The organism is Streptomyces sp. NPDC054783, from assembly GCF_053611725.1.
The window spans coordinates 146489-172909 of record NZ_JBSHAY010000010.1 but is presented as its reverse complement, the minus strand read 5'-3'; the positions used below and the strand labels follow the sequence as shown (position 1 = coordinate 172909).

23 protein-coding genes are annotated in these 26421 nt (G+C 71.2%); 16 read left to right on the top strand and 7 right to left on the bottom strand.

Going from position 1 to position 26421, the window contains the following annotated elements:
• Positions 1-275: 275 nt before the first annotated feature.
• The gene (locus tag ACWGJ5_RS19825) at positions 276-2024 is read right to left on the bottom strand and encodes a dolichyl-phosphate-mannose--protein mannosyltransferase (protein ID WP_453310960.1); all 1749 of its coding nucleotides are present in this window, start codon (positions 2022-2024) and stop codon (positions 276-278) included.
• 135 nt (positions 2025-2159) lie between these two features.
• Between ACWGJ5_RS19825 and rsmI the strand changes: the two genes are divergently transcribed.
• The 6 genes from rsmI to ACWGJ5_RS19795 all read left to right on the top strand — a co-directional run bounded on the left by rsmI (position 2160) and on the right by ACWGJ5_RS19795 (position 8381).
• Positions 2160-3008, top strand: a complete 849-nt coding sequence (gene rsmI / locus ACWGJ5_RS19820) for a 16S rRNA (cytidine(1402)-2'-O)-methyltransferase (RefSeq protein WP_453310959.1) — start codon at positions 2160-2162, stop codon at positions 3006-3008.
• A 258-nt stretch (positions 3009-3266) separates the two neighbouring features.
• Complete coding sequence (locus tag ACWGJ5_RS19815; protein WP_453310958.1) at positions 3267-3704, top strand: hypothetical protein; 438 nt, start codon at positions 3267-3269, stop codon at positions 3702-3704.
• Positions 3705-3751: 47 nt separating this feature from the next.
• Positions 3752-4648, top strand: a complete 897-nt coding sequence (locus ACWGJ5_RS19810) for a TatD family hydrolase (protein ID WP_453310957.1) — start codon at positions 3752-3754, stop codon at positions 4646-4648.
• Between the two features lie 169 nt (positions 4649-4817).
• Entirely contained in the window at positions 4818-6449 is a 1632-nt protein-coding gene (locus ACWGJ5_RS19805) for a ubiquitin-like domain-containing protein (protein ID WP_453310956.1), read from the top strand.
• 148 nt (positions 6450-6597) lie between these two features.
• Positions 6598-7491: a 16S rRNA (adenine(1518)-N(6)/adenine(1519)-N(6))-dimethyltransferase RsmA gene (rsmA, locus tag ACWGJ5_RS19800; protein ID WP_453310955.1), complete on the top strand. Its 894-nt coding sequence runs from the start codon at positions 6598-6600 to the stop codon at positions 7489-7491.
• Positions 7488-8381, top strand: coding sequence for a 4-(cytidine 5'-diphospho)-2-C-methyl-D-erythritol kinase (locus ACWGJ5_RS19795; RefSeq protein WP_453310954.1), 894 nt, complete (start codon positions 7488-7490; stop codon positions 8379-8381). The genes rsmA and ACWGJ5_RS19795 overlap by 4 nt, the downstream gene beginning before the upstream one ends.
• A 6-nt stretch (positions 8382-8387) precedes the next feature.
• Here the strand turns inward: ACWGJ5_RS19795 and ACWGJ5_RS19790 are convergent, their stop codons facing one another.
• On the bottom strand, positions 8388-8981 hold the full coding sequence (locus ACWGJ5_RS19790) for a Uma2 family endonuclease (RefSeq protein WP_453311056.1): 594 nt from the start codon (positions 8979-8981) through the stop codon (positions 8388-8390).
• A 193-nt stretch (positions 8982-9174) separates the two neighbouring features.
• Here ACWGJ5_RS19790 and ACWGJ5_RS19785 point away from each other — a divergent pair, with 193 nt between their 5' ends.
• The 4 genes from ACWGJ5_RS19785 to ACWGJ5_RS19770 all read left to right on the top strand — a co-directional run bounded on the left by ACWGJ5_RS19785 (position 9175) and on the right by ACWGJ5_RS19770 (position 15947).
• Positions 9175-10977 carry an ABC-F family ATP-binding cassette domain-containing protein gene (locus ACWGJ5_RS19785; protein ID WP_453310953.1) on the top strand — a complete coding sequence of 601 codons (1803 nt, stop codon included), beginning with the start codon at positions 9175-9177 and terminating at the stop codon, positions 10975-10977.
• Positions 10978-11370: 393 nt separating this feature from the next.
• The gene (locus ACWGJ5_RS19780) at positions 11371-13173 is read left to right on the top strand and encodes an outer membrane protein assembly factor BamB family protein (protein ID WP_453310952.1); all 1803 of its coding nucleotides are present in this window, start codon (positions 11371-11373) and stop codon (positions 13171-13173) included.
• A gap of 97 nt (positions 13174-13270) precedes the next feature.
• A complete protein-coding gene (locus tag ACWGJ5_RS19775) occupies positions 13271-15034 on the top strand; it encodes an outer membrane protein assembly factor BamB family protein (protein WP_453310951.1) in 1764 nt (587 codons plus the stop codon).
• A 229-nt stretch (positions 15035-15263) separates the two neighbouring features.
• Positions 15264-15947, top strand: a complete 684-nt coding sequence (locus ACWGJ5_RS19770; protein WP_453310950.1) for a helix-turn-helix transcriptional regulator — start codon at positions 15264-15266, stop codon at positions 15945-15947.
• A 90-nt stretch (positions 15948-16037) separates the two neighbouring features.
• Here the strand turns inward: ACWGJ5_RS19770 and ACWGJ5_RS19765 are convergent, their stop codons facing one another.
• Complete coding sequence (locus ACWGJ5_RS19765) at positions 16038-16388, bottom strand: hypothetical protein (protein ID WP_453310949.1); 351 nt, start codon at positions 16386-16388, stop codon at positions 16038-16040.
• A gap of 21 nt (positions 16389-16409) precedes the next feature.
• Complete coding sequence (locus ACWGJ5_RS19760) at positions 16410-18101, bottom strand: sodium:solute symporter family protein (protein WP_453310948.1); 1692 nt, start codon at positions 18099-18101, stop codon at positions 16410-16412.
• 180 nt (positions 18102-18281) lie between these two features.
• Here ACWGJ5_RS19760 and galT point away from each other — a divergent pair, with 180 nt between their 5' ends.
• The 4 genes from galT (at position 18282) to ACWGJ5_RS19740 (ending at position 22806) form a co-directional block, all read left to right on the top strand.
• Positions 18282-19343, top strand: a complete 1062-nt coding sequence (gene galT / locus ACWGJ5_RS19755) for a galactose-1-phosphate uridylyltransferase (protein WP_453310947.1) — start codon at positions 18282-18284, stop codon at positions 19341-19343.
• On the top strand, positions 19340-20302 hold the full coding sequence (gene galE / locus ACWGJ5_RS19750; protein ID WP_453310946.1) for a UDP-glucose 4-epimerase GalE: 963 nt from the start codon (positions 19340-19342) through the stop codon (positions 20300-20302). The genes galT and galE overlap by 4 nt, the downstream gene beginning before the upstream one ends.
• Positions 20302-21456 (top strand): galactokinase, encoded by a 1155-nt coding sequence (gene galK, locus ACWGJ5_RS19745; RefSeq protein WP_453310945.1) that lies wholly within the window; start codon positions 20302-20304, stop codon positions 21454-21456. Before galE ends, galK begins: the two co-directional genes overlap by 1 nt.
• A gap of 576 nt (positions 21457-22032) precedes the next feature.
• On the top strand, positions 22033-22806 hold the full coding sequence (locus tag ACWGJ5_RS19740) for a LuxR C-terminal-related transcriptional regulator (RefSeq protein WP_453310944.1): 774 nt from the start codon (positions 22033-22035) through the stop codon (positions 22804-22806).
• Here the strand turns inward: ACWGJ5_RS19740 and tamR are convergent.
• Complete coding sequence (tamR, locus tag ACWGJ5_RS19735) at positions 22765-23262, bottom strand: MarR family transcriptional regulator TamR (protein WP_069780386.1); 498 nt, start codon at positions 23260-23262, stop codon at positions 22765-22767. The genes ACWGJ5_RS19740 and tamR overlap by 42 nt on opposite strands.
• Before the next feature lie 88 nt (positions 23263-23350).
• Between tamR and ACWGJ5_RS19730 the strand changes: the two genes are divergently transcribed.
• Positions 23351-24163, top strand: a complete 813-nt coding sequence (locus ACWGJ5_RS19730; RefSeq protein ID WP_453310943.1) for a trans-aconitate 2-methyltransferase — start codon at positions 23351-23353, stop codon at positions 24161-24163.
• A gap of 2 nt (positions 24164-24165) precedes the next feature.
• Entirely contained in the window at positions 24166-24525 is a 360-nt protein-coding gene (locus tag ACWGJ5_RS19725) for a VOC family protein (RefSeq protein WP_453310942.1), read from the top strand.
• Between the two features lie 16 nt (positions 24526-24541).
• Here the strand turns inward: ACWGJ5_RS19725 and ACWGJ5_RS19720 are convergent, their stop codons facing one another.
• The gene (locus tag ACWGJ5_RS19720; protein ID WP_067121286.1) at positions 24542-25219 is read right to left on the bottom strand and encodes a TetR/AcrR family transcriptional regulator; all 678 of its coding nucleotides are present in this window, start codon (positions 25217-25219) and stop codon (positions 24542-24544) included.
• On the bottom strand, positions 25216-26223 hold the full coding sequence (locus ACWGJ5_RS19715; RefSeq protein WP_453310941.1) for an acyl-CoA desaturase: 1008 nt from the start codon (positions 26221-26223) through the stop codon (positions 25216-25218). The genes ACWGJ5_RS19720 and ACWGJ5_RS19715 overlap by 4 nt, the downstream gene beginning before the upstream one ends.
• Positions 26224-26421: the final 198 nt, after the last annotated feature.

Sequence of the window (26421 nt, the reverse complement as noted above, 5' to 3'; positions counted from 1 at the left end):
AGCGGACGTGAGTGGGGCCGCTCAGGAATCGACTTCGATCAGACTTCACGCTGGTCGCAGCGCCGGTCACGGTGGGGCGAGTGTGGGGCGGTGACGCCGCGGGGCCGGGAAACGGCAGGTCGGAGCAGACTCCCGGCGCGGCCCGTAAAGCTGCCGGCTGTGGTGGGTGGGGCCGTCTCCGGGCCGCCCGAGGGTGGCCGATGACGGCCTCGGACAACCGACAACGACCAGGACGGCCCGACGTCCTGCCGGGCCGTCCTGGCGCGTCTGTCCAGCTAGACCCAGGTGTCCAGCCACATCCGCGACCGCCAGGAGTCGATCGGGATGGCCGTGCCCGTGTACAGGGGCCAGAAGTAGATGAAGTTCCAGGCGATCAGCAGCACCAGGACGCCCGCCGCCGACGCGCCGATCACGCGGCGGGTGTCGGAGGAGCCCGGTGGGCCGACGACAGCGCCGATCAGCATCGCCACCGCCAGGCACAGGAACGGCAGGAAGACGACCGCGTAGAAGAGGAAGATCGTCCGCTCCTGGTACAGGAACCACGGCAGGTACCCCGCCGCGATCCCGCACGCGATGGCACCGGCGCGCCAGTCGCGGCGGAACGCCCACCGCCACAGCACGTACAGGATGGCGAAGCAGGCAGCCCACCACAGCAGCGGTGTGCCGATCGCCAGCACCTCACGGGCGCACTTCTCCCCCGCGTTCGCCGGGCAGCCGTCGGCGCCGGGGTTCGGGGACTCGTAGAAGTACGACACCGGGCGGCCCAGCACGATCCAGCTCCACGGGTTGGACTGGTAGGTGTGCGGGGAGGTCAGGCCGACGTGGAACTTGTAGACCTCGTGCTCGTAGTGCCACAGGCTGCGCAGCCAGTCCGGCAGGAAGGTCCAGTTGCCGCCCTTGCCGTCGGTGGCCGCCCAGTTGCGGAAGTAGCCGCCGGTGCCGTCCGTCGGGGAGAGGATCCAGCCGGTCCAGGAGGCCAGGTAGACGGCGATCGCCACCGGGACCGTCGCCAGGAAGGCGATGCCCGTGTCGTACTTCAGCGCCGCCGCGTACGGGCGCTGCGCGCCGGCGGTCTTGCGGGCGCCGACGTCCCACAGCACCGCCATCACACAGAACGCCACCAGGATGTACAGGCCGTTCCACTTGGTGCCGATGGCCAGGCCCAGCATCAGCCCGGCCGCCCAGCGCCAGGGGCGCAGGCCGAAGCGGAACGTGTCGGCGACGCGCTCGTCCGGGCGGACCCGGCCGTCGGCGTCCACGGGCAGGGCCGCGGCCAGCCTCTCCCGTGACCGGTCCCGGTCCAGGACCAGACAGCCGAACGCGGCCACCACGAAGAACATCAGCACGCCGTCGAGCAGCGAGGTCCGGCTCATCACGAAGTGCAGGCCGTCCACCGCCATCAGCGCGCCCGCGAGGCAGCCGAGGAAGGCCGAACGGAACAGGCGGCGCCCGATCCGGCACAGCAGCAGGACGGAGAGGGTCCCGAGCAGCGCCGTCATGAACCGCCAGCCGAACGGGTCGAATCCGAACAGCAGCTCGCCGAGCCCGATGACGTACTTGCCGACCGGCGGATGCACGACGTACGCCGCGTCGGTCGGGATCGCGAGATGGCCGTGCGTCTGCAGTACCAGGTCGTTGGCGTTCTTGTCCCAGTTGACCTCGTACCCGCGGTGGACGAGCGCCCAGGCGTCCTTGGCGTAGTACGTCTCGTCGAATATCACCGCGCGCGGGCTGCCCAGGTTCCAGAACCGCATCAGACCCGCCATCAGCGTCACCAGCAGCGGACCGCCCCAGCCCGACCAGCGGGTGATCCGCTCGGCGAGGACCGGTGGCACGCCGAGCACCTGCCACAGCCGGGGGCCCGGCTGGGCGTAGGGGGGCACCAGCCGGTCGCGTACGTCGCCCGAGGGCGCGTCCTTGGCCGGTACGTACCCGAATCGGCGCAGCCGCTGCTGCCACGACGGCCGCTGGTCGTGCGGCGCCTGGCCCTGCCGGAGGTCCATGGAGGACGCGGTACTGGTCACCCGCGCCATGGTAGGGAACCGTTCTGTGCGAGTCCCGTGCATGTGGGGTACCGGTCGGGTACCAGTCGTGCTGCGGTCGTTCCACGGGGGCCCGGGGCGGGCCGCGCGGTGGCCGCGGGCTGGGAGGATGGGGGCGTGACTGGAACCCTTGTCCTGGCAGGTACCCCCATCGGCGACATCGCGGACGCGCCGCCCCGGCTGGCCGAGGAGCTCGTCGGCGCCGACGTGGTCGCCGCCGAGGACACCCGGCGGCTGCGCCGGCTCACCCAGGCCCTCGGCGTCACGCCCAAGGGCCGTGTCGTGTCGTACTTCGAGGGCAACGAGTCCGCCCGTACGCCGGAGCTGGTCGAGGAACTGCTCGGCGGCGCGCGCGTGCTGCTGGTGACCGATGCCGGGATGCCGTCCGTCTCCGACCCGGGCTACCGGCTGGTCGCGGCCGCCGTGGCGCAGGACATCCGGGTCACCGCCGTACCGGGGCCGTCCGCCGTGCTGACCGCGCTCGCGCTGTCCGGGCTGCCCGTCGACCGGTTCTGCTTCGAGGGCTTCCTGCCGCGCAAGGCCGGCGAGCGCCTGTCCCGGCTGCGGGAGGTCGCGGCCGAGCGGCGCACGCTCGTGTACTTCGAGGCCCCGCACCGGCTCGACGACACCCTCGCCGCCATGGCCGAGGTCTTCGGCGCGGACCGGCGGGCCGCCGTGTGCCGGGAGCTGACCAAGACGTACGAGGAGGTACGGCGCGGCCCGCTGGCCGAGCTGGCGCGGTGGGCCGCGGAAGGCGTCCGCGGGGAGATCACCGTGGTGGTCGAGGGGGCGCCGGAGGCCGGGCCGGAGGAACTCGACGCGGAGGAGCTCGTGCGCCGCGTACGCGTGCGTGAGGAGGCGGGGGAGCGGCGCAAGGAGGCGATCGCGGCGGTGGCCGTGGAGGCGGGGGTGCCGAAGCGGGTCGTTTTCGATGCGGTTGTCGCTGCGAAGCGTTCCCGTGAGTGACCGGGAGCGCTGCCCCGGCCTGCGCTGACAACCCCTCTGAGCAGGACTGTTCTCGGGTGAGCGAGTGAGCCATGGGACGGCAAAAGGCTGTCGCCGATGGCAAAGGGAAACGGGGCCGACCGGGGGTTCTTCGGCAAGGAAGACCCAAATCGCCTCCAACACTCGACAGCCCTGGTGCGTTCGCGCTGGTGAAGGCGTCCACTGGTTGAAGAGACGCCCCGTTGCGGGGCGTTTGTCCAGCGGACAAGAGGAGCTGGCATGAGCGAGACCGCAGGGCAGACCGGCCTCCGTGGCACGCCCACAGCCGTCGTTCACGAGTCGTACTCGTTCGCCTGCATGCGATGCGGGCACGGCTGGGAGCAGTCGTACGAGATAGAGCACCACACGGATGCCGACGGGCACGAGTTCGTGCGGTACGTGGCCGACGGACGGGTCGTGCCGTCGCCGCTGAGCCGGCCCAGCTGCCACAACTGCGACGGCCATGTCGTGCGGATCATGCGCGCCGGGCAGGTCTCGTCGGTGCGCGGCAGCGCCGAGCGGCACCACGCCGTACCGCAGGCGGGCCCGGTCGAGGCGCCCGTGGTGCCCGCGGAGCGGGGAGAGCCCGCGACGGCCGGGGAGCCAGGGGCGCACGGGGAGCCGCACCACTGGCACCTGTCCGATCTCCTGCACCCGTTCCAGCGCAAGGCCGGCTGAGCGGATCGCCGGCCGGTGCGGGCATGCCCCTTTCGTAGGATCGGGGCATGCCTTCGAACGCCGGCCAGACCTCCAAGGGCGACAAGAACGCCGCACCGCCGCTTCCGCCGCCGCTGCGGGTTCCGGTCGCCGACTCGCACACCCACCTCGACATGCAGTCCGGCACGGTCGCGGAGGGCCTCGCGAAGGCCGCGTCGGTGGGGGTGACGACCGTCGTCCAGGTCGGCTGCGACATCAAGGGCTCGCAGTGGGCCGCCGAGATCGCCGCCGCCCACGACAGCGTCCACGCCGCCGTCGCCCTTCACCCCAACGAGGCCCCGCGCATCGTGCGCGGCGACCCCGACGGCTGGTCGCGGCAGGGCGCCCGGGAGCCGGGCGGGGACACGGCGCTCGACGAGGCGCTCGCCGAGATCGACCGGCTCGCCCGACTGCCCCAGGTCAAGGGCGTCGGCGAGACGGGGCTGGACTACTTCCGCACCGGCCCGGAGGGCAAGGCGGCCCAGGAGCGGTCCTTCCGCGCCCACATCGAGATCGCCAAGCGGCACGGCAAGGCGCTCGTCATCCACGACCGTGACGCGCACGCCGACGTCCTGCGCGTCCTGAAGGAGGAGGGCGCCCCGGAGCGCACCGTCTTCCACTGCTACTCCGGCGACGCCGGGATGGCGGAGATCTGCGCCCGCGAGGGCTACTTCATGTCCTTCGCCGGCAACGTCACCTTCAAGAACGCCCAGAGCCTGCGGGACGCGCTCGCCGTCGCCCCACTGGAACTGGTCCTCGTGGAGACCGACGCGCCCTTCCTGACCCCGGCGCCGTACCGTGGGCGCCCCAACGCGCCGTATCTGATCCCCGTCACGGTGCGCGCGATGGCCGCGGTGCGCGGCATCGACGAGGACGCGCTGGCGATGGCCCTCGCCGTCAACACCAGCCGCGCCTTCGACTACTGAGGCTCATGAGACTCATGGGCCTCCTGTTCTGCTGAGTCGCCTGTTCGAGCACTGGGTGCGCGCTCGACGGGCAACAGTGCGTAGCCGCGCCGCTTTGGAGAGTGACGACCGCTCCGCTAGGTTCTGGGGGCCCGATCCGGACCCCTCTGCACCGCTGGAGCGTGTCGGCGTGAGCAAGTCGCAGTACGAGACGTTCGATGCCTACGAGCCGTACTGGCCGTACGAGACGTTCGAGCCTTACGAGGCCTACGGGACATATGAGCCGTACGGCCCCGACACCTCCGTGCACACGGCGGAGACCCTGTCGTACGGCGGGTACGGGCCATACGGACCGTACGGTCCTGACGAGCGGTACGAGGACACCTACCGGCCCGCTTACGAGGCGCAGGCGTACTTCGTCGCCGAGCCGGTGCTGCCGCGGCAGGGCGGGAGCGGCGTGCCGTGGGCCGGGAACGCGCAGGACGGTGGTGGCGCGGGAGGACCCCAGGCCGTCGGGGCCACGCAGCCCGCCGGGGGTCCGCGGACCGCCGGGGGCGGGCCGGGCGTCGCGGGAGCCGGCGCCATGCGGGACGCCGGAGGCGCGCGGGGCCCGCTGGATGGCCGGGGCGCGCTCGGCGAGGACGAGGAAGGGGAGTACGGCGCCGGGGCGCCCGCCGGTGTGAGCGGGCGGGCCGCTCGCCGGCGCAAGGCGCGCTGCGCCGAGCGCCCGGAGTCCGCCATGCGCCGCCTGCTGCCGCAGGCGCTGGTCGTGGCCTTCCTCGCCGGCGGCACCACCGCGTTCGTCGCCAAGGACAAGGCGGTCGAGCTGACCGTCGACGGCAAGCAGCGCACCCTGCACACCTTCGCCGACGACGTGCGCGGGCTGCTCGCCGAGGAGGGAGTGCACGTGGGGGCGCACGACATGATCGCGCCCGCCCCCGGCAAGGCGCTCACCAGCGGAGACGCGATCGCCGTGCGCTACGGGCGCCCCGTCCGGCTCACCCTCGACGGCCAGCGGCGCGAAGTGTGGACGACGGCGCGCACGGTGGCGGGCGCGCTGGACGAGCTGGGAGTGCGCGCGGAGGGCGCGTACCTGTCCGCCTCCGGCTCCCGGACCATCGGACGCGCCGGGCTCGCGCTCGACGTACGCACCGAACGCGCCGTCACGATCATGGCCGACGGCCAGACCCAGACCATCCGCACCAACGCGGCCACCGTCCGCGAGGCCGTCGAGGAGGCCGGGATCGGCCTGCACGGCCAGGACGCCACCTCCGTCCCGCTGGACAGCTTCCCGCGCGACGGGCAGACGGTGACCGTGCTCCGGATCAAGGGCAGCCGGGAGGTCCGCGAGGAAGAGATCCCGTTCGAGGTCGAGCACACCGAGGACCCCTCCCTCTTCAAGGGCACCGAGGTCGTCGCACAGGTCGGACAGCCCGGGCTGCGCCGCGACACCTACCTGCTGCGCATCGTCAACGGGGTCCGGGAGAAGCCGCGCCGGGAGAAGTCCGAGGTCGTGCGCAAGCCGCGCAAGCAGGTGGTGAAGGTGGGCACCAAGCCGCGGCCGGCCTCCGTGAAGGGCGCCGACCACCTGAACTGGCACGGCCTCGCCGCCTGCGAGTCCGGTGGCCGCCCGCACGCGGTCGACCCCTCGGGGACGTTCGGCGGGCTCTACCAGTTCGACATCGGCACCTGGCGCGCCCTCGGCGGCAGCGGCCGGCCCCAGGACGCCCCGGCGGAGGAACAGACCTTCCGCGCGAAGAGGCTGTACACGCGCCGGGGGTCCACACCCTGGCCGAGCTGCGGGGCGCGGTTGCACCGCTGACGCGGGGTTCACGGCTGACGCGGGGGTGCGCCGCGGGGCCGGGGGCCGTCTGCCCGGGCGCGGGCCGCGTGGGGCTGCGGCACCGTGCCCGGCCTCGGCACCGGGACGCCTGGCAATCCGGCCGGGCGGGCCCCCGTACCCTTGTCCCGTGAGCAGCCCCACGCCCGACGCCCTCCTCGGTCCCGCCGACATCCGTGAGCTGGCGGCAGCGCTCGGTGTCCGTCCCACCAAGCAGCGCGGCCAGAACTTCGTGATCGACGCCAACACGGTCCGCCGTATCGTCCGCACCGCCGAGGTCCGCCCCGACGACGTGGTCGTCGAGGTCGGCCCGGGGCTCGGGTCCCTCACGCTCGCGCTGCTGGAGGTCGCCGACCGGGTCACCGCCGTCGAGATCGACGACGTGCTCGCCGCGGCCCTGCCCACGACCATCGGGGCGCGCATGCCGGCGCGCGCCGACCGGTTCGCGCTGGTCCACTCCGACGCGATGCACGTCACCGAACTGCCCGGCCCCCCGCCGACGGCGCTGGTGGCGAACCTCCCCTACAACGTCGCCGTACCCGTGCTGCTGCACATGCTCGACACCTTCCCGAGCATCGAGCGCACCCTCGTCATGGTGCAGTCCGAGGTCGCCGACCGGCTGGCCGCCGCGCCCGGCTCGAAGGTGTACGGCGTGCCGTCGGTGAAGGCCAACTGGTACGCCGAGGTGAAGCGGGCCGGGGCCATCGGCCGCAACGTCTTCTGGCCCGCGCCGAACGTCGACAGCGGGCTGGTGTCCCTCGTCCGGAGGGCCGAGCCGATCAAGACGACCGCCTCCAAGGCGCAGGTCTTCGCCGCCGTCGACGCGGCCTTCGCGCAGCGCCGCAAGACCCTGCGGGCGGCACTGGCCGGCTGGGCCGGGTCCGCCGCTGCCGCCGAGGCCGCGCTGGTCGCGGCCGGTGTCTCTCCGCAGGCGCGCGGCGAGTCGCTGACGGTGGAGGAGTTCGCGCGGATCGCCGAGCACAAGGACGCGGCGATCACCGAGCACGAGGAGAGCGGCAAGTGAGCGTCACGGTACGCGTCCCGGCCAAGGTCAACGTCCAGCTCGCGGTCGGCGCCGCCCGCCCCGACGGGTTCCACGACCTCGCCAACGTCTTCCTCGCCGTCGGCCTGTACGACGAGGTGACGGTGACCCCGGCCGAGGAACTCCGGATCACCTGCGAGGGCCCGGACGCCGACCAGGTCCCCCTGGACCGCACCAACCTCGCCGCACGCGCCGCGATCGCGCTCGCCGGGCGCCGGGGCATCGAGCCGAACGTCCACATCCACATCGCCAAGGACATCCCGGTCGCCGGCGGCATGGCGGGCGGCAGCGCGGACGGCGCGGGCGCGCTGGTCGCCTGCAACACGCTGTGGGGTACGGCGGCGTCGCGGGCCGAGCTTCTCGCCATCTGCGCCGAACTGGGCAGCGATGTGCCGTTCAGCCTGGTCGGGGGCGCGGCTCTCGGTATCGGGCGGGGCGAGCGGCTGACCGCCCTCGAGGGCGGCGGCACCTTCCACTGGGTGTTCGCGATGGCCGAGCGGGGGCTGTCGACGCCGGCGGTCTTCCGGGAGTTCGACCGGCTGGCTCAGGGCCGGGAGATTCCCGAGCCGGTTGCTTCGGCGGAGCTGCTGGAGGCGCTGGCGAAGGGGGACGTCGAGGCGCTGGCCGCGGCCGTGTCGAACGACCTTCAGCCCGCGGCGCTGTCGCTGTTCCCTGAGCTGGCGGAGACGCTGGAGGCCGGGCGCGGGGCCGGGGCGCTCGCTGCGCTGGTCTCCGGGTCCGGGCCTACGACTGCGTTCCTCGCGCGGGATGCGGAGTCGGCGGAGAAGGTGGCCCAGGCCCTGCGGGCGTCGGGGACGTGCAGGGCGGTGCGGACGGCGGCGGGGCCGGTACCGGGGGCGACGGTGGTCTGAGGGGGTTCAGAGCTCGTCGATGGCGGTGAGGTCGATGTCGATGGAGTACGGCTTGTCGACCTTGATCCGGTCCCGGTGCATGCCGGTGTGGATGTACGCCCTGGTGAGCGGGTCGAGCTCATAGACGTGGATGACGGGCCTGCCGCTCGTCCCGTTCTCCTCGACGCGCCAGAAGTTCGGGATCTCGGCAGCGGCGTACTTCTGGGGCTTGGTCGTGCGGTCGCGGGACTCCGAGTCCGGGGAGACCACCTCGATGGCAAGGAGTACGTCTTTGGCCTCGTACTTCGTCTGGCCAGGGCCTGTGATGGCGTCGGCGCGGACGACGCTCACATCGGGTTCTGGACCATTGCGGTTGTCGAGCACGACGGTCATTTCCCGACCGACCCTGAATTCGGCGGTCAGGGTCGCGCGCAGGCCATTGACGAGCAGGTCGATCACATTGGCATGGAAACGGCGCTGCGGACTCACGAAAACGAGGCTCCCGTCGATCAGCTCGGTGTGCGGCGGGAGATCAGGCAGCGTGAACAGATCGTCCACGGTGTAGCCGTCCTGCGGCGGCACCGGCCACTGCACGCGGTGCTCTACGGACTCGGCGGTCATGGTTCCTCCCATGGACGGGATCCTGCTGCCTGCCCTCCACGGTAGCGGCCCGTTCTCGATCACGTCATCACAAGGAGTGACGACCCCCTCGCGCCCCGCCCCTCACCCCCGAGGCCCTACGCTAGAAGGCTGACCCCCGCGGCGGAGCCGCACGTCGACACAGCCCCGCACAGCCCCCGCGCACAGGAGTGAAATGGCCGTCAACCTCGTCAATGTCGAGAACGTCAGCAAGGTGTACGGCACCCGTGCCCTGCTGGACGGCGTCTCGCTCGGCGTGTCGGAAGGGGACCGGATCGGGGTCGTCGGACGCAACGGCGACGGCAAGACCACCCTCGTCCGGATGCTCGCCAAGCTGGAGGAGGCCGACACCGGGCGGGTCACGCACTCCGGCGGGCTGCGCCTCGGCGTGCTCACGCAGCACGACTCCCTCGACCCCGCCGCCACCGTCCGCCACGAGGTCATCGGCGACATGGCCGACCACGAGTGGGCCGGCAACGCCAAGGTCAGGGACGTACTGACCGGGCTGTTCGGGGGACTGGACCTGCCGGGCTTCCCCAAGGGGCTGGACACCGTCATCGGGCCGCTGTCCGGTGGCGAGCGGCGCCGTATCGCGCTCGCCAAGCTGCTCATCGAGGAACAGGACCTGATCGTCCTGGACGAGCCCACCAACCACCTCGACGTCGAGGGCATCGCCTGGCTCGCGAAGCACCTGCAGAACCGGCGCTCGGCGCTGGTCTGCGTGACCCACGACCGGTGGTTCCTGGACCAGGTGTGCACGCGCATGTGGGACGTCCAGCGCGGCGATGTCCACGAGTACGAGGGCGGCTACTCCGACTACGTCTTCGCACGTGCCGAGCGCGAGCGGATCGCGGCCACCGAAGAGGTCAAGCGGCAGAACCTGGTCCGCAAGGAGCTCGCCTGGCTGCGGCGCGGAGCCCCGGCCCGTACGTCCAAGCCGCGCTTCCGGGTCGAGGCCGCCAACGAGCTGATCGCGGACGTGCCGCCGCCCCGGGACAGCAGCGAGCTGATGAAGTTCGCCTCCTCGCGGCTCGGCAAGACCGTCTTCGACCTGGAAGACGTCACGGTGCAGGCCGGACCCAAGGTGCTGCTCAAGCACGTCACTTGGCAGCTCGGGCCCGGCGACCGCATCGGCCTGGTCGGCGTCAACGGCGCCGGCAAGACCTCGCTGCTGCGCGCCATGGCCGAGGCCGCGCGGACGGAGGGCGAGGCGCAGCCGGCGGGCGGGCGGATCGCCGTCGGCAAGACCGTGAAGCTCGCCTACCTCTCCCAGGAGGTCGCCGAGCTGAACCCGAACACGCGCGTCCTGGAGGCGGTCCAGCAGGTGCGCGAGCGCGTCGATCTCGGCAAGGGACGCGAGATGACCGCCGGGCAGCTGTGCGAGACGTTCGGCTTCAACAAGGAGAAGCAGTGGACGCCGGTCGGCGACCTCTCCGGCGGTGAGCGCCGCCGCCTCCAGTTGCTGCGCCTGCTCATGGACGAGCCGAACGTCCTCTTCCTCGACGAGCCCACCAACGACCTCGACATCGAGACCCTCACCCAGCTGGAGGACGTCCTCGACGGCTGGCCCGGCTCGATGATCGTCATCTCCCACGACCGGTTCTTCGTCGAGCGCACCACCGACCGCGTCTTCGCCCTGCTCGGCGACGCCACTCTGCGGATGCTGCCGCGCGGCATCGACGAGTACCTGGAGCGCAGGCAGCGCATGGAGGAGGCGGTCGCCGCCACCGCCGCGGCCCCCAAGGCCCCCGCGGCCGAGCGGAGCGCCGCCGACCAGCGGGCCGCCAAGAAGGAACTCCAGAAGATCGAGCGCCAGTTGGACAGGATCTCCGAGAAGGAGTCCAAGCTGCACGCCCAGATCGCCGACAACGCAACGGACTTCGCCAAGGTGGCCGACCTGGACGCCCAGTTGCGTGACCTCGTCGGCGAGCGCGAGGAACTGGAGCTGCGCTGGCTGGAGTTGGCGGAGGACGCGTAACGGGAGCCGGGGCGAGCGCGAGGGGGCCCAGGAGCGCGCCCCAAGCGTGCGCGCGCCTGCTTCGTGCGGCGCCTGCTTCGTGCGGCGCCCGGGCGCTCCGGCGTGAACCAGCCACCGCACGCCCCCTCTTCAGCACCCACCCCTCAACCGCGCCGATGCCCGCCCCCGGCGCGCGGTGCTGTTGCGTGCGCTGCGTGAAGGGGGCGTGAAGGCTCGTAACGGCGGCATCACGGGCCGGTCGTCCCTTGGGAACAGCGGCGGATCCGAGCCCGTGGGCTGTCAGTACCGGGTGATAGAAAGGGCCGTCTGAGAACTGTCTGAGTAACGACCCAGGGTCCGTCAAGAACCTCAGGGGCGTGGCGAAAAATCAGTGAACGAGGGGGAAGAGCGCTGATGACCCAGCCGCCCAACCAACCGCCGCACGGCGGATTCGGAGCGCCGCAGGACCGGCCACCACAGGGTGGCGGTTTCGGCGCCCCGCAGCCGCCACCGGCCCAGGGCGGTTTCGGCGCCCCGCAGGGCGCTCCCGGTATGCCCGGCGCCCCGGGCACACCTCCCACGCCCCCGCCGCCGGCCCAGCCGCCCGCCGCCCCGCCGCAGCCGCCCCAGCCGGGCTACGGCCACCCCCAGCAGCCGGGCCCGTACGGCGCCCCCACCGCGCCCGGCACCCCGGGCCCTTACGGATATCCGCAGCAGCCGGGCCCCTACGGGGCGGCGCCCCAGCCCGGTTTCGGGCACCCGCAGCAGCCGCCGTACCCGGGTGCGCCCGGTGCCGCGCCCGGCGGGCGGCCCAGGGCGAAGACCGCGCTGGTCATCGGCGCCGCGGTGGCCGCGCTGCTCGTCATAGGCGGCACGGTGTACGCGGTCACGAGCGGGGACGGCGGCGGCAAGAAGAAGCCGGTCGCCCAGCAGAGCGACGACCCCAAGCCGTCCGTCTCCGGCTCGCCGAGCGCGTCGGGCGGCGGCGGTGACGACCCGGAGGACCTCAACGCGGGCCGGAAGGCCGGCGAGGCGAAGGTGCTCTGGTACAAGTCGGCGCCGGACGCCCCCGGTTCGGGCGCCGACGCGCCCGGCATGTGGGTCACCGACAAGACCGTGGTGAAGCCGGCGTACGAGCAGGTCTTCGCCTACGGCGTCGGCGACGGCAAGCCCGCCTGGAGCCCGATCACCTTCCCGCAGAAGATCTGCGCGGTCACCCCGCAGAAGTCGGCCGACGACAAGGTCGTCGTGGCGTACATGAGCGGCAGCGGCGACAAGGCCGAGTGCAACCAGCTGCAGCAGATCGACCTGGACACCGGCCAAAAGGGCTGGAGCGGCAAGCTCGACCGCCACGGGGCGTTCGACATCCAGGTCGAGATCAACCTGTCCGTCAGCGGCAGGACGCTGATGGTGGGCAGCGGGGAGGCGGGCATGGCGTACGACATCGACAGCGGCAAGAAGCTGTACGAGAAGGGGAAGTACGGCGCGTCCTGCTATCCGGTCGCGTACGCGGGTGGCGCCGGCCGGCTGATCCAGGCGTCCTCCTGTGCCGCGTACGCGCCCAACGAGCACGACGAGATCCAGGAACTGGACCCGGCCACCGGCAGGGTCAAGTGGAGCCGGCCGCTCAAGAAGGGCTGGTCGGTGACCAAGGTGTACTCCCTGGACCCGCTCGTGGTGTACCTGACCAACCAGGACAAGAAGGTCTGGAACATCTCCACGTTCACCAAGGACGGCACGTTCCGCTCCCAGGTGAAGGTCGACGAGAAGTTCGCCCCCCGCTGCGGCTTCCTCGACCAGGAACTGCAGGGCTGCCAGGGCGTCGCGGCCGACGCCGACACGCTGTACCTGCCGACGGACAGCACGAGCAGCGCCAACGAGATCGTCGCCATCAGCCTGGTCACCGGCAAGGCGAAGTGGCGGGCCAAGTCCCCGGCGGACGAGCCGATGTCCCCGCTGAAGGTCCAGGGCGGCAAGCTCGTCGCCTACGTGCAGCCGTCGTACGACACGGGCGGCCAGGTGGTGTCGATCCCGACCGCCGGTTCCTCCCACGCGCCCGCCAAGCTGCTGCAGCACCCGCACGGCACCGCCGAGATCGAGGACACCTTCTACGACTCCGTCGTGGACTGGGCCGAGGGGCGGTTCTTCATCTCCGCCGGCCGGCTGTCCGGCAGTGACCAGTCGAAGGAGAAGCTGATCATGGCCTTCGGCAACTGAGCCGCCGTCCCGGCTTCCCGCCCGTGCCGGCTTCTCCCCGTCCCTACCGAATCCTTTCGCCGTCCGGCCTTTCCGGCCTCACCGAGGTACCCGTCCCATGACTCAGCCGCCCCCTCCGCCGCCGAACCAGCCCCCGCAGCAGGGCGGTTTCGGCCCCCCGAGCCCGCAGCAGCATCCACAGCCCCCGCAGCCGCAGCCGGGTTACGGCTACCCGCAGGCCGCGTCGGCCCCCCAGCCGCCCCAGCCGCCCCAGCCGGGTTACGGCTACCCCGCGCAGCCGAACCCGTACGGCCAGCAGGGCCCGGCCTACGGCCAGCCGCCCGCCGCTCCCTACGGGGCCCAGCCGCAGAACCCGTACGCCCAGCCCACGCAGCCGGGTTACGGCTATCCGGGCCAGCCGCCGACCATGCCGACGCAGCCGCAGCCGGGGCAGAGCGGCGGCGGGCGGAACAACACCGTGCTGTTCATCGTCGTCGCGGCGGTCGTCGCCATAGCGCTGATCGTCGGCGGCGGTATCTGGTACGCCAGTTCCGGCGGCAGCGGCAAGAAGCACGACACCGGGTCCTCCAGCGGCGGCACCGGCGGCAAGGACGGCAGCGGCGGCACGGGCGGCGGCCAGGAGAAGGTGCCGGCCGACCCCTCGGGCCAGTTGCTGTTCCAGGCGCCCATGCCCACCGCGAACGACATCGTCAGGACCGTCGGTTCCTGGCTGACCGACAAGGCGTACGTCAAGACCGGCGTCGCCGAGGTCTCCGGCTACGACCCGGTCAAGGGCACCAAGCTGTGGACGCTCAAGCTGCCCGGCCCGGTCTGCGCGGCCAGCAAGCACGCCACCGCGGACGACAGGACAGCGATCACCTACCAGCCGAAGTGGGACACGGCGAAGACCATCGCGGGCTGTACCCAGATCGCGGCGATCGACCTCGACACGGGCAAGAAGCTGTGGACCCAGACGGTCAAGTCCGGTGACTACCCGGTCGACTACCAGAACGTGACGGTCGCTCAGCACACCGTCGCAGTCGGTGACACCGACGGCGGTGCCGCTTTCGACATCGACTCCGGCAAGCCGCTGTGGCTGCCGAAGCCGGGCGACGACTGCTACGACGCGGGCTACGGCGGCGGCGCAAAGCTCGTCGCGGTGCGCCACTGCGGCGACCTGGACAACGGGCGGCTGCTCATCCAGAACCTCGACCCGAAGTCCGGGAAGGTGATCTCCGAGTACCGGATGGACCCGGGCATCGACTACGCCTCGGTCGTCTCCACCGACCCGCTGGTGGTGGCCGCCGAGGCCGGCTCCGACAGCCAGGCCCTGGACTACTTCTCCATCGACAACAAGACCGGCAAGCTGCTCGCCCACATCTCCGCGCCGGGCAAGACCTACGGCGGCAGGTGCGACGGCGGTACCCGCATCGAGGACTGCAAGGAGATCGTCGTCGGTGGCGGCAAGCTGTACCTGTCCACCGCGGAGCACGACGGCAACGGCGAGTTCAGCCGCACCAACGAGATCGTCTCCTTCGACCTGAACACCGGAAAGCCGACCGGTCAGCGCGCCGAGGCGGGGGACGGCTACACGCTCTCCCCGCTGCGCATGGACGGCTCGAACCTGCTTGCCTACAAGCAGCCGCCGTACGACAAGGGCGGCCAGGTCGTCAGCATCGACGGCGGGTCGTTCAAGCAGAGCAAGCTGCTGGAGAACCCGGCCACGCAGAGCGTGCGGCAGGCGGAGACCAGCATGTCGCCGGACTACGCGGAGATCCTCTTCGGGCACGGCCGCCTGTACATGTCGGACGTCTTCGCGAGCAAGAAGGGCGATTCGTACGACAAGAAGTACCTGGTCGTGGCGTTCGGCCCGAAGGGCTGACCGCCTGGCCGACGCCGTCGGCGGGTCTCGCCCGAATGGGTGACTTACCGAGAAGTGCCCCGGATTTCATCGATCCGGGGCACTTCTCATCAAGAGGGGCAGCGCGACGTCGAACAAGCGTGTAGCTTCCGGGGGCATGAAGGACGAGGTGCCGGGGGGCCCTCTGTCCTTGCGGACCGGTGGGCGTCCATAGTGGGGCATCCATGGGGGGGGACTGGGGGGTTGCTCTATGGGAGTGCGGCTCATGGTCGTCGACGACCATCGCCTGCTCGCGGAGGCGCTCGCGTCGGCGCTCAAGCTGCGCGGCCACCGGGTGCTGGCCGCGGCGGCGCCGGCCGCGGGCGCGGCGGACCTGGTGATCGCGCGGGCGCCGGAGGTGTGCCTGCTGGGTACGGCGGCGCCGGCGGAACCGGGTGTCTTCGACCCGGTGGCGAAGATCAAACGGGAGCGGCCGCAGGTGGCGGTCCTGGTGCTCGGCCCGGTGCCCTCGCCGCGCGGCATCGCGGCGGCCTTCGCGGCCGGGGCGTCGGGGTACGTACGGCACGACGAGCGGATCGAGGGCGTCGAGCGGGCGATCATGAAGGCGCGGGCGGGTGAGGCCGCGGTGGCGCCGCAGTTGCTGCAGGGGGCGTTCGGGGAACTGCTCAATCCCGCCGCTCAGCCCGACGACGAGGCGCAGCGGTTGCTGTCGATGCTGACGCCGCGGGAGGTGGAGGTGCTGGTCAGGGTGGCCGATGGGGAGGACACCCGGCTGATCGCGGCGGGGATGGGAATCGCACCGAGCACGGCCCGTACCCATGTCCAGCGGGTGTTGATGAAGCTGGGGGTGGGCTCGCGCCTGGAGGCGGCGGCACTGGCCGCGCGGACGGGGTTGCTGGACCGGGCGGGGCCGCTGGGCTCCGACCTCGGGTAGGCACCCGGAAGGGGCGCGGGGCCGTATCGACATGCGGCCCCGCCGCGTGGGCGCGACCAGCCCCCGCGCACCCACGGACGGAACGGAGCTTCAGTCCCCCTGCTTCTCCTCCGGCACTCCCACCGGAGGAGGCGGCGGAGGCGTCGGGCGGAGCTTCAGCCAGGCCAGGAAGAAGATGCCCAGCAGGAGCATGCCGATCCCGGTCCAGAGGTTGATGTTGACGCCCTGGGCCTTGTCGATGGCGGACTGGGAGTCGGTGATGCCGGTGATCGTGACGATGACGCCGTACACCACGAACAGGCCGCCGATGATGCGGCGCAGGTCGAAGATGCGGGCCGCGGTGGCGGACTTGCCCTCCAGTTCGGTGACCTCCCGCTGGACGTCCTCCTCGCTGTAGTGGAAGGGCTCGTGGCGGCGGTCGGAGTGCGCGTTGTCGCTCATGGTTTCCTCGATCCTCCCGCGTCAGAACGAGAACGGGACGTAGCAGGCGGCGGCCAGCACGACCGCGCCCCAGCCGAGCAGGGCCGGCCTGCGGTACCAGGCCTCGTCGCCGGGCGCGGGCGGTTCGGACATGCCGGGGGAGCGGGTGCCGTAGACCAGCCCCTGCAGTTCCTCCGCCGGCTTCGGCCTGGTGAACAGGGACACCGCGACCATCACGACCGCGCCGGCGACGAAGCCCGCGATCGCGGAGACGAAGTTGGCGCCCTGGTCGGAGGGGATGGAGATGATCCCCTTCTTGTAGAACACGAAGTAGTTGATCATCGCGGTCACGGTGCCCGCGAGCAGACCCCAGAAGCCGGACTTGGCGGACGCGCGCTTCCAGAACATGCCGACGATGAACACGACGAACATGGGCACGTTGAAGAAGGAGAACAGCGTCTGCAGGTAGCTCATGATGTTCGAGAACGAGGACGCCAGGAACGCCGTGCCGATGGAGGCGAGGACGCCGATCACGGTGATCAGACGGCCGAACCTGACGTAGTAGGCGTCCTCGCGGCCGCGCACCACGTACTTCGCCCAGATGTCGTTGGTGAAGACCGTGTTGAAGGACGAGACGTTCGCCGCCATGCCGGCCATGAAGGCGGCGAGCAGACCGGTGACGGCGATGCCGAGCACACCGTTGGGCAGCAGTTCCTGCATCAGGAAGGGGATGGCGTCGTTGTACTGGTAGCCGGAGCCGGCGGTGCCGAACTTCGGGATGAGCGCGGCGGCGACCAGGCCCGGGATCATCACCAGGAAGACGATGAAGATCTTCGGGTAGGCGGCGATCAGCGGGGTCCGCTGCCCGGCGGAGAGGTTCTTCGCGGACAGGGCGCGCTGCACCTCGGCGAAGTTGGTCGTCCAGTAGCCGAAGGAGAGGACGAAGCCGAGGCCGAGGACGATGGTCAGCCAGTTCGCGCCGAGCGGGTTGACGTGGCCGATGCCGGTGCCGCCCCAGGCGGTGGTGAAGTCCGCGCCGTGTGTCGCGGTGAGCTTGTGGGTCAGCCCGCCCCAGCCGCCGACCTTCTTCAGGCCGAGGACGGTGATCGGGATGAGGGCGGCCAGGATCACGAAGAACTGGAGGACCTCGTTGTAGATCGCCGAGGACAGGCCGCCGAGGGTGATGTACGCGAGGACGAAGGCGCCGGCCACCACGATCGCGACCCACTGTGGCCAGCCCAGCAGGGCCTCGACGACGATCGCGAGGGCGTACAGGTTGACGCCCGCGATCAGGATGGCGGCGAACGCGAACAGGATCGAACTGAGCAGGTGGGCGGCCCGGTCGAAGCGCAGCAGCAGGAACTCGGGGACCGAGCGGACCTTGCTGCCGTAGTAGAACGGCATCATCACCAGGCCGAGGAAGACCATGGCGGGGATGGCGCCGATCCAGTACCAGTGCACGGTGTAGGCGCCGTACTGGGCGCTGTTCGCGGCCATGCCCAGGATCTCGGTGGCCGCCAGGTTCGCCGAGATGAAGGCGAGGCCGGTGATCCAGGCGGGCAGCGAGCGTCCGGAGAGGAAGAAGTCGAGGCTGGTCTTCACCGACCGGCGGGCCGCGAAGCCGATGCCGAGGACGACGACGAAGTAGATCGCCAGGATCGTGTAGTCCAGCCAGTTGGTGGGGAGCCGTAGCCCCGCCGCCAGATACAGGGGACTGTCTGTGGGGGTTTGCATGAGTACTCGCTTCGTTGCGCGAACTGATCCAGAGCGGAACCTACGCCTCCGCGTTCAGGAATTGAACACTTATGTTGGTGTTCTTTGTTTGATTGTGATGGTCCTAGGCGTTGTCGAGTTGTGGTCTGTTATGTTTGATTGTGTTGAGTGATTGGGTGCGGGACGTAGAGGAGTCCGGCGTTGAAGAAGACCTCGACACGGCTGGCCGACGGTCGTGAGCTGATCTACTACGACCTCCGGGACGACGCCGTGCGGGACGCCGTCGACCGCCGTCCGCTGGAGCGGACCCATACGACGTCCGAGATCCGCCCCGACGTGCTGCTCGGCGACTGCGTCGCCGTCGCCTCCCACCGGCAGGGCCGCACGTACCATCCGCCGGCCGACGAGTGCCCCCTGTGCCCCACGCGGGGCGACCGGCTGAGCGAGATCCCGGACTCCTCGTACGACGTCGTCGTCTTCGAGAACCGGTTCCCCTCCCTCGCCGGCGACTCCGGCCGCTGCGAGGTCGTCTGCTTCACCTCCGACCACGACGCCTCCTTCGCCGACCTGACCGTCGAGCAGGCGCGCCTGGTGCTGGACGCGTGGACGGACCGTACGTCGGAGCTGTCGCATCTGTCCTCCGTCGAGCAGGTCTTCTGCTTCGAGAACCGCGGTGCCGAGATCGGTGTCACCCTGGGCCACCCGCACGGACAGATCTACGCATACCCCTTCACCACCCCGCGCACCGCGCTCATGCTCCGCTCGCTCGCCGCACACAAGGAGGCGACCGGCGGCGGGAACCTCTTCGACGCCGTCGTGGAGCGCGAACTCGCCGGTGAGCGGGTCGTCCTTGAGGGTGAACACTGGGCGGCGTTCGTGCCGTACGCGGCGCACTGGCCGTACGAGGTCCACCTGTACCCCAAGCGCCGCGTGCCCGATCTGCTCGCCCTGGACGAGGCGGCGCGCACAGAATTCCCCCAGGTCTATCTGGAACTCTTGAGGCGCTTCGACCGGATCTTCGGCGAGGGTGAGCCTCCGACGCCGTACATCGCGGGCTGGCACCAGGCCCCGTTCGGCGCGCTGGAGGAGTTCGACGGTGTCTCGCGGGACGACTTCGCGCTGCACCTCGAGCTTTTCACCATCCGCCGCACTTCCGGCAAGCTGAAGTTTCTCGCGGGTTCCGAGTCCGGCATGAGCGTGTTCATCAACGACGTGCCGCCGGAGCGCGCGGCCGAGCGACTGCGAGAGGTAGCGAGTTCATGAAGTACCTGGTGACGGGTGGCGCGGGTTACGTCGGCAGTGTCGTGGCCCAGCATCTGCTGGAGGCCGGCCACGAGGTCACCGTCCTCGACAACCTCTCCACCGGCTTCCGCGCGGGCGTGCCCGCCGGGGCGGCCTTCGTCGAGGGCGACATCCGCGACGCCGCCAAGTGGCTCGACCCCTCCTACGACGGCGTGCTGCACTTCGCCGCGTCCTCGCAGGTCGGCGAGTCGGTGGTGAAGCCGGAGAAGTACTGGGACAACAACGTCGCCGGCTCCATGGCGCTGCTCGGCGCGATGCGCGAGGCGGGCGTCCGCAAGCTCGTCTTCTCCTCCACGGCGGCGACCTACGGCGAGCCGGAGCAGGTCCCGATCGTGGAGAGCGCCCCGACGAAGCCGACCAACCCCTACGGCGCCTCCAAGCTGGCCGTCGACCACATGATCACCAGCGAGGCGAACGCCCACGGCCTGGCCGCGGTCTCCCTGCGCTACTTCAACGTGGCCGGCGCCTACGGCGCCCACGGCGAGCGCCACGACCCCGAGTCCCACCTCATCCCGCTGGTCCTCCAGGTCGCCCAGGGCCGCCGCGAGGCGATCTCGGTCTACGGCGACGACTACCCGACCCCCGACGGCACCTGCGTCCGCGACTACATCCACGTCGCGGACCTCGCCGAGGCCCACCTGCTGGCCCTGGCCGCCGCCACCCCGGGCGAGCACCTGATCTGCAACCTCGGCAACGGCGAGGGCTTCTCCGTCCGCCAGGTCATCGAGACCGTCCGGCAGGTCACCGGGCACCCGATCCCCGAGGTCGTGGCCCCGCGCCGCGGCGGCGACCCGGCCGTCCTGGTCGCCTCGGCGGACACGGCCCGCGAGAAGCTGGGCTGGAACCCGACCCGCGCGGATCTCGCGGGCATCGTCGCGGACGCGTGGGAGTTCACGCAGAGCATCACGAAGGAGCACTAGTGGGGGCACAGCAGGTCGCGGAGCGCTTCGCCGAGCTGTACGGGGCCGCACCGGAGGGCGTCTGGGCGGCACCCGGCCGGGTCAACCTCATCGGTGAGCACACCGACTACAACGACGGCTTCGTGATGCCGTTCGCGCTGCCGCACCGGGCGGTCGCGGCCGTCTCCCGCCGCACCGACGGCGTCCTGCGCCTGCACTCGGCGGACATCGACGGCGGCGTCAAGGAGCTGCGGCTGGACGCCCTGGCCCCGCAGGGCGACGACGACTGGACGGCGTACCCGGCGGGCGTGGTCTGGGCGCTGCGCGAGGCCGGCCACGGCGTGACGGGCGCGGACGTCCACCTGTCCTCCACGGTCCCGACCGGCGCAGGCCTGTCCTCCTCGGCGGCCCTCGAGGTGGTGATCGCGCTCGCGCTGAACGACCTGTACGAACTGGACCTGCCGCGCTGGAAGCTGGCCCGGCTGTGCCAGCGCGCCGAGAACGTCTACGTCGGCGCGCCCACCGGGATCATGGACCAGACGGCGTCGGCCTGCTGCGAGCAGGGGCACGCGCTCTTCCTGGACACCCGCGACCTGTCCCAGCAGCAGATCCCCTTCGACCTCGCGGCCGAGGGCCTGCGCCTGCTGGTGGTCGACACCCAGGTCAAGCACGCGCACAGCGGCGGCGAGTACGGCAAGCGGCGGGCGGGCTGCGAGAAGGGCGCGGCCCTGCTCGGCGTGGACGCCCTGCGGGACGTTCCGTACGCCGAACTGGACGCGGCGCTGGCCCGGCTGGGCGACGAGGAGGAGGTACGCCGTCTGGTCCGGCACGTGGTGACGGAGGACGAGCGGGTGGAGCGGGTGGTCGGGCTGCTGCGTGCCGGCGAGACCCGCGCGATCGGCCCGGTCCTCACCGAGGGCCACGCCTCCCTGCGCGACGACTTCCGCATCTCCTGCCCGGAACTGGACCTGGTCGTCGACACGGCCCTGGCCAACGGCGCCCTGGGCGCCCGCATGACCGGCGGCGGCTTCGGCGGCTCGGCGATCGTCCTGACGGAGGCGACGGAGGTCGACACCCTCACGAAGGCCATCGAAGAGGCCTTCGCCGCAGCCGGGTTCACGACCCCTCGGGTCTTCGAAGCGGTGCCTTCGGCGGGGGCACGGCGGGTGGTCTGAGCCGTTCGGGTACCGGTCGGCCGACGTGCAGCAGGGCCGCAGGAGCCTCGTGCTGCTCTTCCGGTGCGATGACGACCCCCGGGCCCGCCGCCGCGCCGAGCGGACCATCGAGCGGTTGCGGGCGGGTGGACCGGTACTGGTGGAAGGTGAGCCGCCGTTGCCACCGCCGCCGCCCGGGCCCCGGATCCCGCCCCGGCCGCCCTACCCGCCACCGCCTCCTTAGCCCGGCCGGTGTCTCGGTGGGCGCGTTGGTGTCCCGTAGCCGCGAGCGGAGCAGATCACGTCGGCCTTTGTCGACTTCCGCCTCAATACGAAACATGCGGCACACGATAAACACGCTGGACGGCCAGTTCTGCAAATCTCCTTCCGCTGCGTGCTCCCATCCGTACTCTGTGGAACAGCACCGGTGGGGGCCGGTGCTGATCAGGGGGCGAGACAGGCGGGTACGGCACCCGCGGTGGGGGTAGCAGTTTCCGCGTCGGCGGCGGCCGCGCGGCGCGTGTCCTTTCCGTGGGTGTGCGTACCCCCGCGGGTCGTCGTTCTCCGGAGGGCCAGGCCCGGTCCGGGAGGAGTTTCGTGGTTCGTATCCGAGTCCTGGTCGTCGACGACCACCGCATCTTCGCCGAGTCGCTCGCGGCCGCCCTGGCCGCCGAGCCGGATGTCGACGTCTCCGCAGCCGGCAGCGGCCCCGCCGCGCTGCGCTGCCTGGAGCGGGCGGCCGGTGAGGGCCGCCGCTTCGACGTGCTGCTGGTCGACGCGGACCTCGGCGGCCAAGTGCCCGGCGCCCGCCCGGCTCTGCCGGTGCCGGTGCAGGAGGGCAACGAGGAGGGGCTGGTCGACGGGATCTCGCTGGTCGCCGGGGTCCGGGGCGCCCAGGCGGCCGTACGGATCGTCGTACTCGCCGAGAAGGACGATCCCCGGCGGGCGGCGCTCGCCCTGCAGGCCGGTGCCTCGGGGTGGGTCGCCAAGGACTGCTCGCTGTCCCGGCTGCTGACGGTGATCCGGGGTGTGCTGCGCGACGAGACCCATCTGCCGCCCGCCCTGCTCACCGGCGTGCTCAGGGAGCTGACGGCGGCCCGCCGGCACCGTACCGAGAGCGAGCGGCTGGTGGAGTCCCTCACCCCGCGCGAGCGGGAGGTGCTGCGCTGCATGGTCGCGGGCCTGGGCCGCAAGGCCGTGGCCGAGCGGCTGTTCCTCTCCCCGCACACCGTGCGCACCCATATGCAGAACGTCCTCGGCAAGCTGGGCGTCCACTCGACGCTGGCCGCCGTCGCCCTCGCCCGCCGCGCGGGGGTCGGACCGGCCGACCTAACCGGGGATGTTGTCGAACGGGGCGGTCAACTGGCGTAGGAGTCCGGCCAGTTCCGCCCGCTGGGCGCGGGACAGCTCGGCGAGGATCGCCCGCTCCTGCTCCAGCAGCCCGGCCAGCGCCTGGTCGGCGCGGTCCCGGCCGGTGTCGGTCAGCCGGACCAGCACGCCCCGCCGGTCGCTCGGGTCGGGCAGCCGCTCCACCAGGCCCTTCTTGGCCAGCCGGTCGATCCGGTTGGTCATCGTGCCCGAGGTGACCAGGGTCTGCGTCAGCAGCTGGCCGGGGGAGAGCTGGTACGGCGTGCCCGCGCGCCTGAGCGCGGTCAGCACGTCGAACTCCCACGGCTCCAGCTGGTGCTCGGCGAAGGCGAGCCGGCGCGCACGGTCCAGATGCCGGGCGAGTCGGCTCACCCGGCTGAGCACTTCCAGCGGCTCCACGTCGAGGTCCGGACGTTCCCGGCGCCACGCTGCGACCAGCCGATCGACCTCGTCCTCCATGGGATCAGTGTAGTGGTTGTGTCGACATGAAGTCTCTTGACATCAAGTCTCTTGACATCGAGATAAGCTGGAGGGGACAGTGGTGGTCATGACGACACCGATCTGGGACCCCGGTCAGTACCTGCGGCACTCCGGTCACCGGGCCCGTCCCTTCGCCGACCTCCTCGCCCGCGTCCCCGTCCTGCCCACGCCGGCGCCCCGCATCGCCGACCTCGGCTGCGGCCCGGGCAACGTCACCGTGCTGCTCACCGAACGCTGGCCCGCCGCGCACGTCACCGGCTACGACAACTCGCCGGAGATGCTGGACAAGGCCCACACCGACCACGAGGGCCCCACGGCCGGGGGCGGACGGCTGGACTTCGCCCACGCCGACGCCCGCACCTGGGCGCCCGGAGAGCCGTACGACCTGATCGTCTCCAACGCGACCCTGCAATGGGTGCCGGGGCACGCCGACCGCTTCGCCGACTGGATCGCCGGCCTCCGCCCCGGTGGCACCTTCGCCTTCCAGGTCCCGGACAACATCGACGCCCCGCTGCACGCCCTGATGCGCGACCTGGCCGCCACGCCCCGCTGGAAGTCCCGCCTCGCCGACGTACTGCGCCGCACCGACTCCGTGCACACCCCCGGCGCCTATCTGGACCGCCTCGCCCGCCTCGGCTGTGCGACCGACGTGTGGCAGACGACGTACTTCCACGTCCTGCAGGGTGAGGATCCCGTTCTGGACTGGGTGAAGGGGACCGGCCTGCGGCCCGCGCTGACCGCACTCGCCGGCGACCCCGAGGCCCGGGACGCCTTCCTCGGCGAGTACCGGGAGCTGCTGCGGCAGGCCTACCCCAGCGCGCCGTACGGCACGGTCCTGCCCTTCCGCCGCCTGTTCGCCGTCGCCGTGAAGGAGGCCTGAGCATGCTCGCCGCGGTCGATCACGTGCAGCTGGCGGCCCCGCCCGGGTCGGAGGACGCGCTGCGGGCGTACTACGCCGACGTCCTCGGCATGACGGAGATCCCCAAACCACCCGTGCTCGCGGCGCGCGGCGGCTGCTGGTTCCGGGCCGGAGCCGTGCAACTCCACCTGGGCATCGAGGAAGACTTCCGGCCCGCGAAGAAGGCCCACCCCGGGCTCAGGGTGACACGGATCGAGGCGTACGCCGCCCGGCTCACCGCGAAGGGAGCGAAGGTCACCTGGGACGACAACCTCCCCGGCCACCTGCGCTTCTACTCGCAGGACCCCGTCGGCAACCGACTCGAGTTCCTCCAGCCCCGCTGACCGCGCGGCCCCTGGGCTACGCCTTGCGGTGCCCTATCAACCGCGGCTTCTGCTCCAACCCGTCCAGACCGTGCCACGCCAGGTTCACCAGATGTGCCGCGACCTCCGCCTTCTTCGGGCGGCGTACGTCCAGCCACCACTGGCCCGTCAGCGCGACCATGCCGACCAGCGCCTGCGCGTACAGCGGGGCCAGCTTCGGGTCGAAGCCGCGGGACTTGAACTCGCGGCCCAGGATGTCCTCCACCTGCGTGGCGATGTCCGAGATGAGGGAGGCGAAGGAGCCCGTGGACTGGGGGATGGGCGAGTCACGGACCAGGATGCGGAAGCCGTCCGTGTACTCCTCGATGTAGTCCAGGAGCGCGAAGGCGGCCTGCTCGCACAGCTCACGGGGGTGGCCGGCGGTCAGCGAGCCGGTCACCATGTCCAGCAGCCGCCGCATCTCGCGGTCCACCACCACCGCGTACAGCCCCTCCTTGCCGCCGAAGTGCTCGTACACCACCGGCTTGGACACCCCGGCCTTCGCGGCGATCTCCTCCACCGAGGTGCCCTCGAAACCCTTCGCGGCGAAGAGGGTGCGACCGATCTCCAGCAGCTGCTGGCGACGCTCGGCACCGGTCATACGGGTCCGGCGGGTCCGCCGTTGTTTGTCGTTGCTGGAGGTGCTGCTGGAGTCGGTCGCCACGGCGTCAATCATGCCGCCTTCGCGCTCTCCCTCCGGCGCCCGGAGTCGCCTTCCTCGGTGTTCCGGCGCGAATCGATACGTGAGCGTGACGGCCAGCGCACGTCATACGCCCAGCCGAGCAGCTCGAAGATGCGGATGATCCGCGCCGAGGAGTCGATCTGACCGCGCATCACACCGTGCCGCGCCGAGGTCGGGTCGGCGTGGTGCAGGTTGTGCCAGGACTCACCGCACGACAGCACCGCCAGCCACCACACGTTGCCCGAACGGTCCCTTGATTTGAACGGCCGCTTGCCCACCGCGTGACAGATCGAGTTGATCGACCAGGTCACATGGTGCAGCAACGCCACTCGTACGAGTGAACCCCAGAAGAACGCGGTGAACGCGCCCCACCAGGACATCGTCACCAGCCCGCCGATCAGCGGCGGCAGGAGCAGGGAGACACCCGTCCAGTACACGAACTGCCGGGAGATCGCCCGGATCGCCGGGTCCTTGATCAGATCCGGCGCGTACTTGTCCTGCGGGGTCTGCTCCTCGTCGAACATCCAGCCGATGTGAGCCCACCACAGGCCCTTCATCAGCGCCGGAACGCTCTCGCCGAACCGCCACGGAGAGTGCGGGTCGCCCTCCGCGTCGGAGAACCTGTGGTGCTTGCGGTGATCGGCCACCCAGCGCACCAGGGGCCCCTCGACGGCCAGCGAGCCCATGATCGCCAGCGCGATCCGCAGGGGCCGCCTGGCCTTGAACGAACCGTGGGTGAAGTACCGGTGGAAGCCGATCGTGATGCCGTGGCACCCCAGGAAGTAGAAGAACACCAGCAGGCCCAGATCGAGCCAGCTCACCCCCCAGCCCCAGGCCAGCGGCACCGCCGCCACGAGCGCCAGGAACGGCACGGTGATGAACAAAAGCAGCGTGATCTGCTCGATCGAACGCTTCTGCTCGCCACCCAGCGTGGCGGACGGGATCGAACTGTCGTCGGCCGTACGGGTTTCTTCGATCACATCGGAACTTGAGGTCATGCGCGTCCCCTGTGGGGTCGAGGGTCGAGGGTCGAGGCAGGTGCCGGGCCGCCGGGACCGGACGGGAGGCGACGGCGGTTCCCTACGGTTCCGTAACCTACGGCGACGTAAGTATGGCAGCGTGTCGAGCGGCGGCAAGAGCCCCAGAGCCTGCGCGTCCCCATCGACACCTATCCTTGAACTCGGTCGGACAGCGCG

Excerpts from the sequence above, each read along its gene's own strand:
- ACWGJ5_RS19815 (WP_453310958.1), top strand. The coding sequence starts at position 3,267 with ATGAGCGAGACCGCAGGGCAGACCGGCCTCCGTGGCACGCCCACAGCC.
- ACWGJ5_RS19810 (WP_453310957.1), top strand. The coding sequence starts at position 3,752 with ATGCCTTCGAACGCCGGCCAGACCTCCAAGGGCGACAAGAACGCCGCA.
- ACWGJ5_RS19790 (WP_453311056.1), bottom strand. The coding sequence starts at position 8,981 with ATGACCGCCGAGTCCGTAGAGCACCGCGTGCAGTGGCCGGTGCCGCCG.
- ACWGJ5_RS19785 (WP_453310953.1), top strand. The coding sequence starts at position 9,175 with ATGGCCGTCAACCTCGTCAATGTCGAGAACGTCAGCAAGGTGTACGGC.
- ACWGJ5_RS19780 (WP_453310952.1), top strand. The coding sequence starts at position 11,371 with ATGACCCAGCCGCCCAACCAACCGCCGCACGGCGGATTCGGAGCGCCG.
- ACWGJ5_RS19775 (WP_453310951.1), top strand. The coding sequence starts at position 13,271 with ATGACTCAGCCGCCCCCTCCGCCGCCGAACCAGCCCCCGCAGCAGGGC.
- ACWGJ5_RS19770 (WP_453310950.1), top strand. The coding sequence starts at position 15,264 with ATGGGAGTGCGGCTCATGGTCGTCGACGACCATCGCCTGCTCGCGGAG.
- ACWGJ5_RS19765 (WP_453310949.1), bottom strand. The coding sequence starts at position 16,388 with ATGAGCGACAACGCGCACTCCGACCGCCGCCACGAGCCCTTCCACTAC.
- ACWGJ5_RS19760 (WP_453310948.1), bottom strand. The coding sequence starts at position 18,101 with ATGCAAACCCCCACAGACAGTCCCCTGTATCTGGCGGCGGGGCTACGG.
- galE (WP_453310946.1), top strand. The coding sequence starts at position 19,340 with ATGAAGTACCTGGTGACGGGTGGCGCGGGTTACGTCGGCAGTGTCGTG.
- tamR (WP_069780386.1), bottom strand. The coding sequence starts at position 23,262 with ATGGAGGACGAGGTCGATCGGCTGGTCGCAGCGTGGCGCCGGGAACGT.
- ACWGJ5_RS19730 (WP_453310943.1), top strand. The coding sequence starts at position 23,351 with ATGACGACACCGATCTGGGACCCCGGTCAGTACCTGCGGCACTCCGGT.
- ACWGJ5_RS19725 (WP_453310942.1), top strand. The coding sequence starts at position 24,166 with ATGCTCGCCGCGGTCGATCACGTGCAGCTGGCGGCCCCGCCCGGGTCG.
- ACWGJ5_RS19720 (WP_067121286.1), bottom strand. The coding sequence starts at position 25,219 with ATGATTGACGCCGTGGCGACCGACTCCAGCAGCACCTCCAGCAACGAC.
- ACWGJ5_RS19715 (WP_453310941.1), bottom strand. The coding sequence starts at position 26,223 with ATGACCTCAAGTTCCGATGTGATCGAAGAAACCCGTACGGCCGACGAC.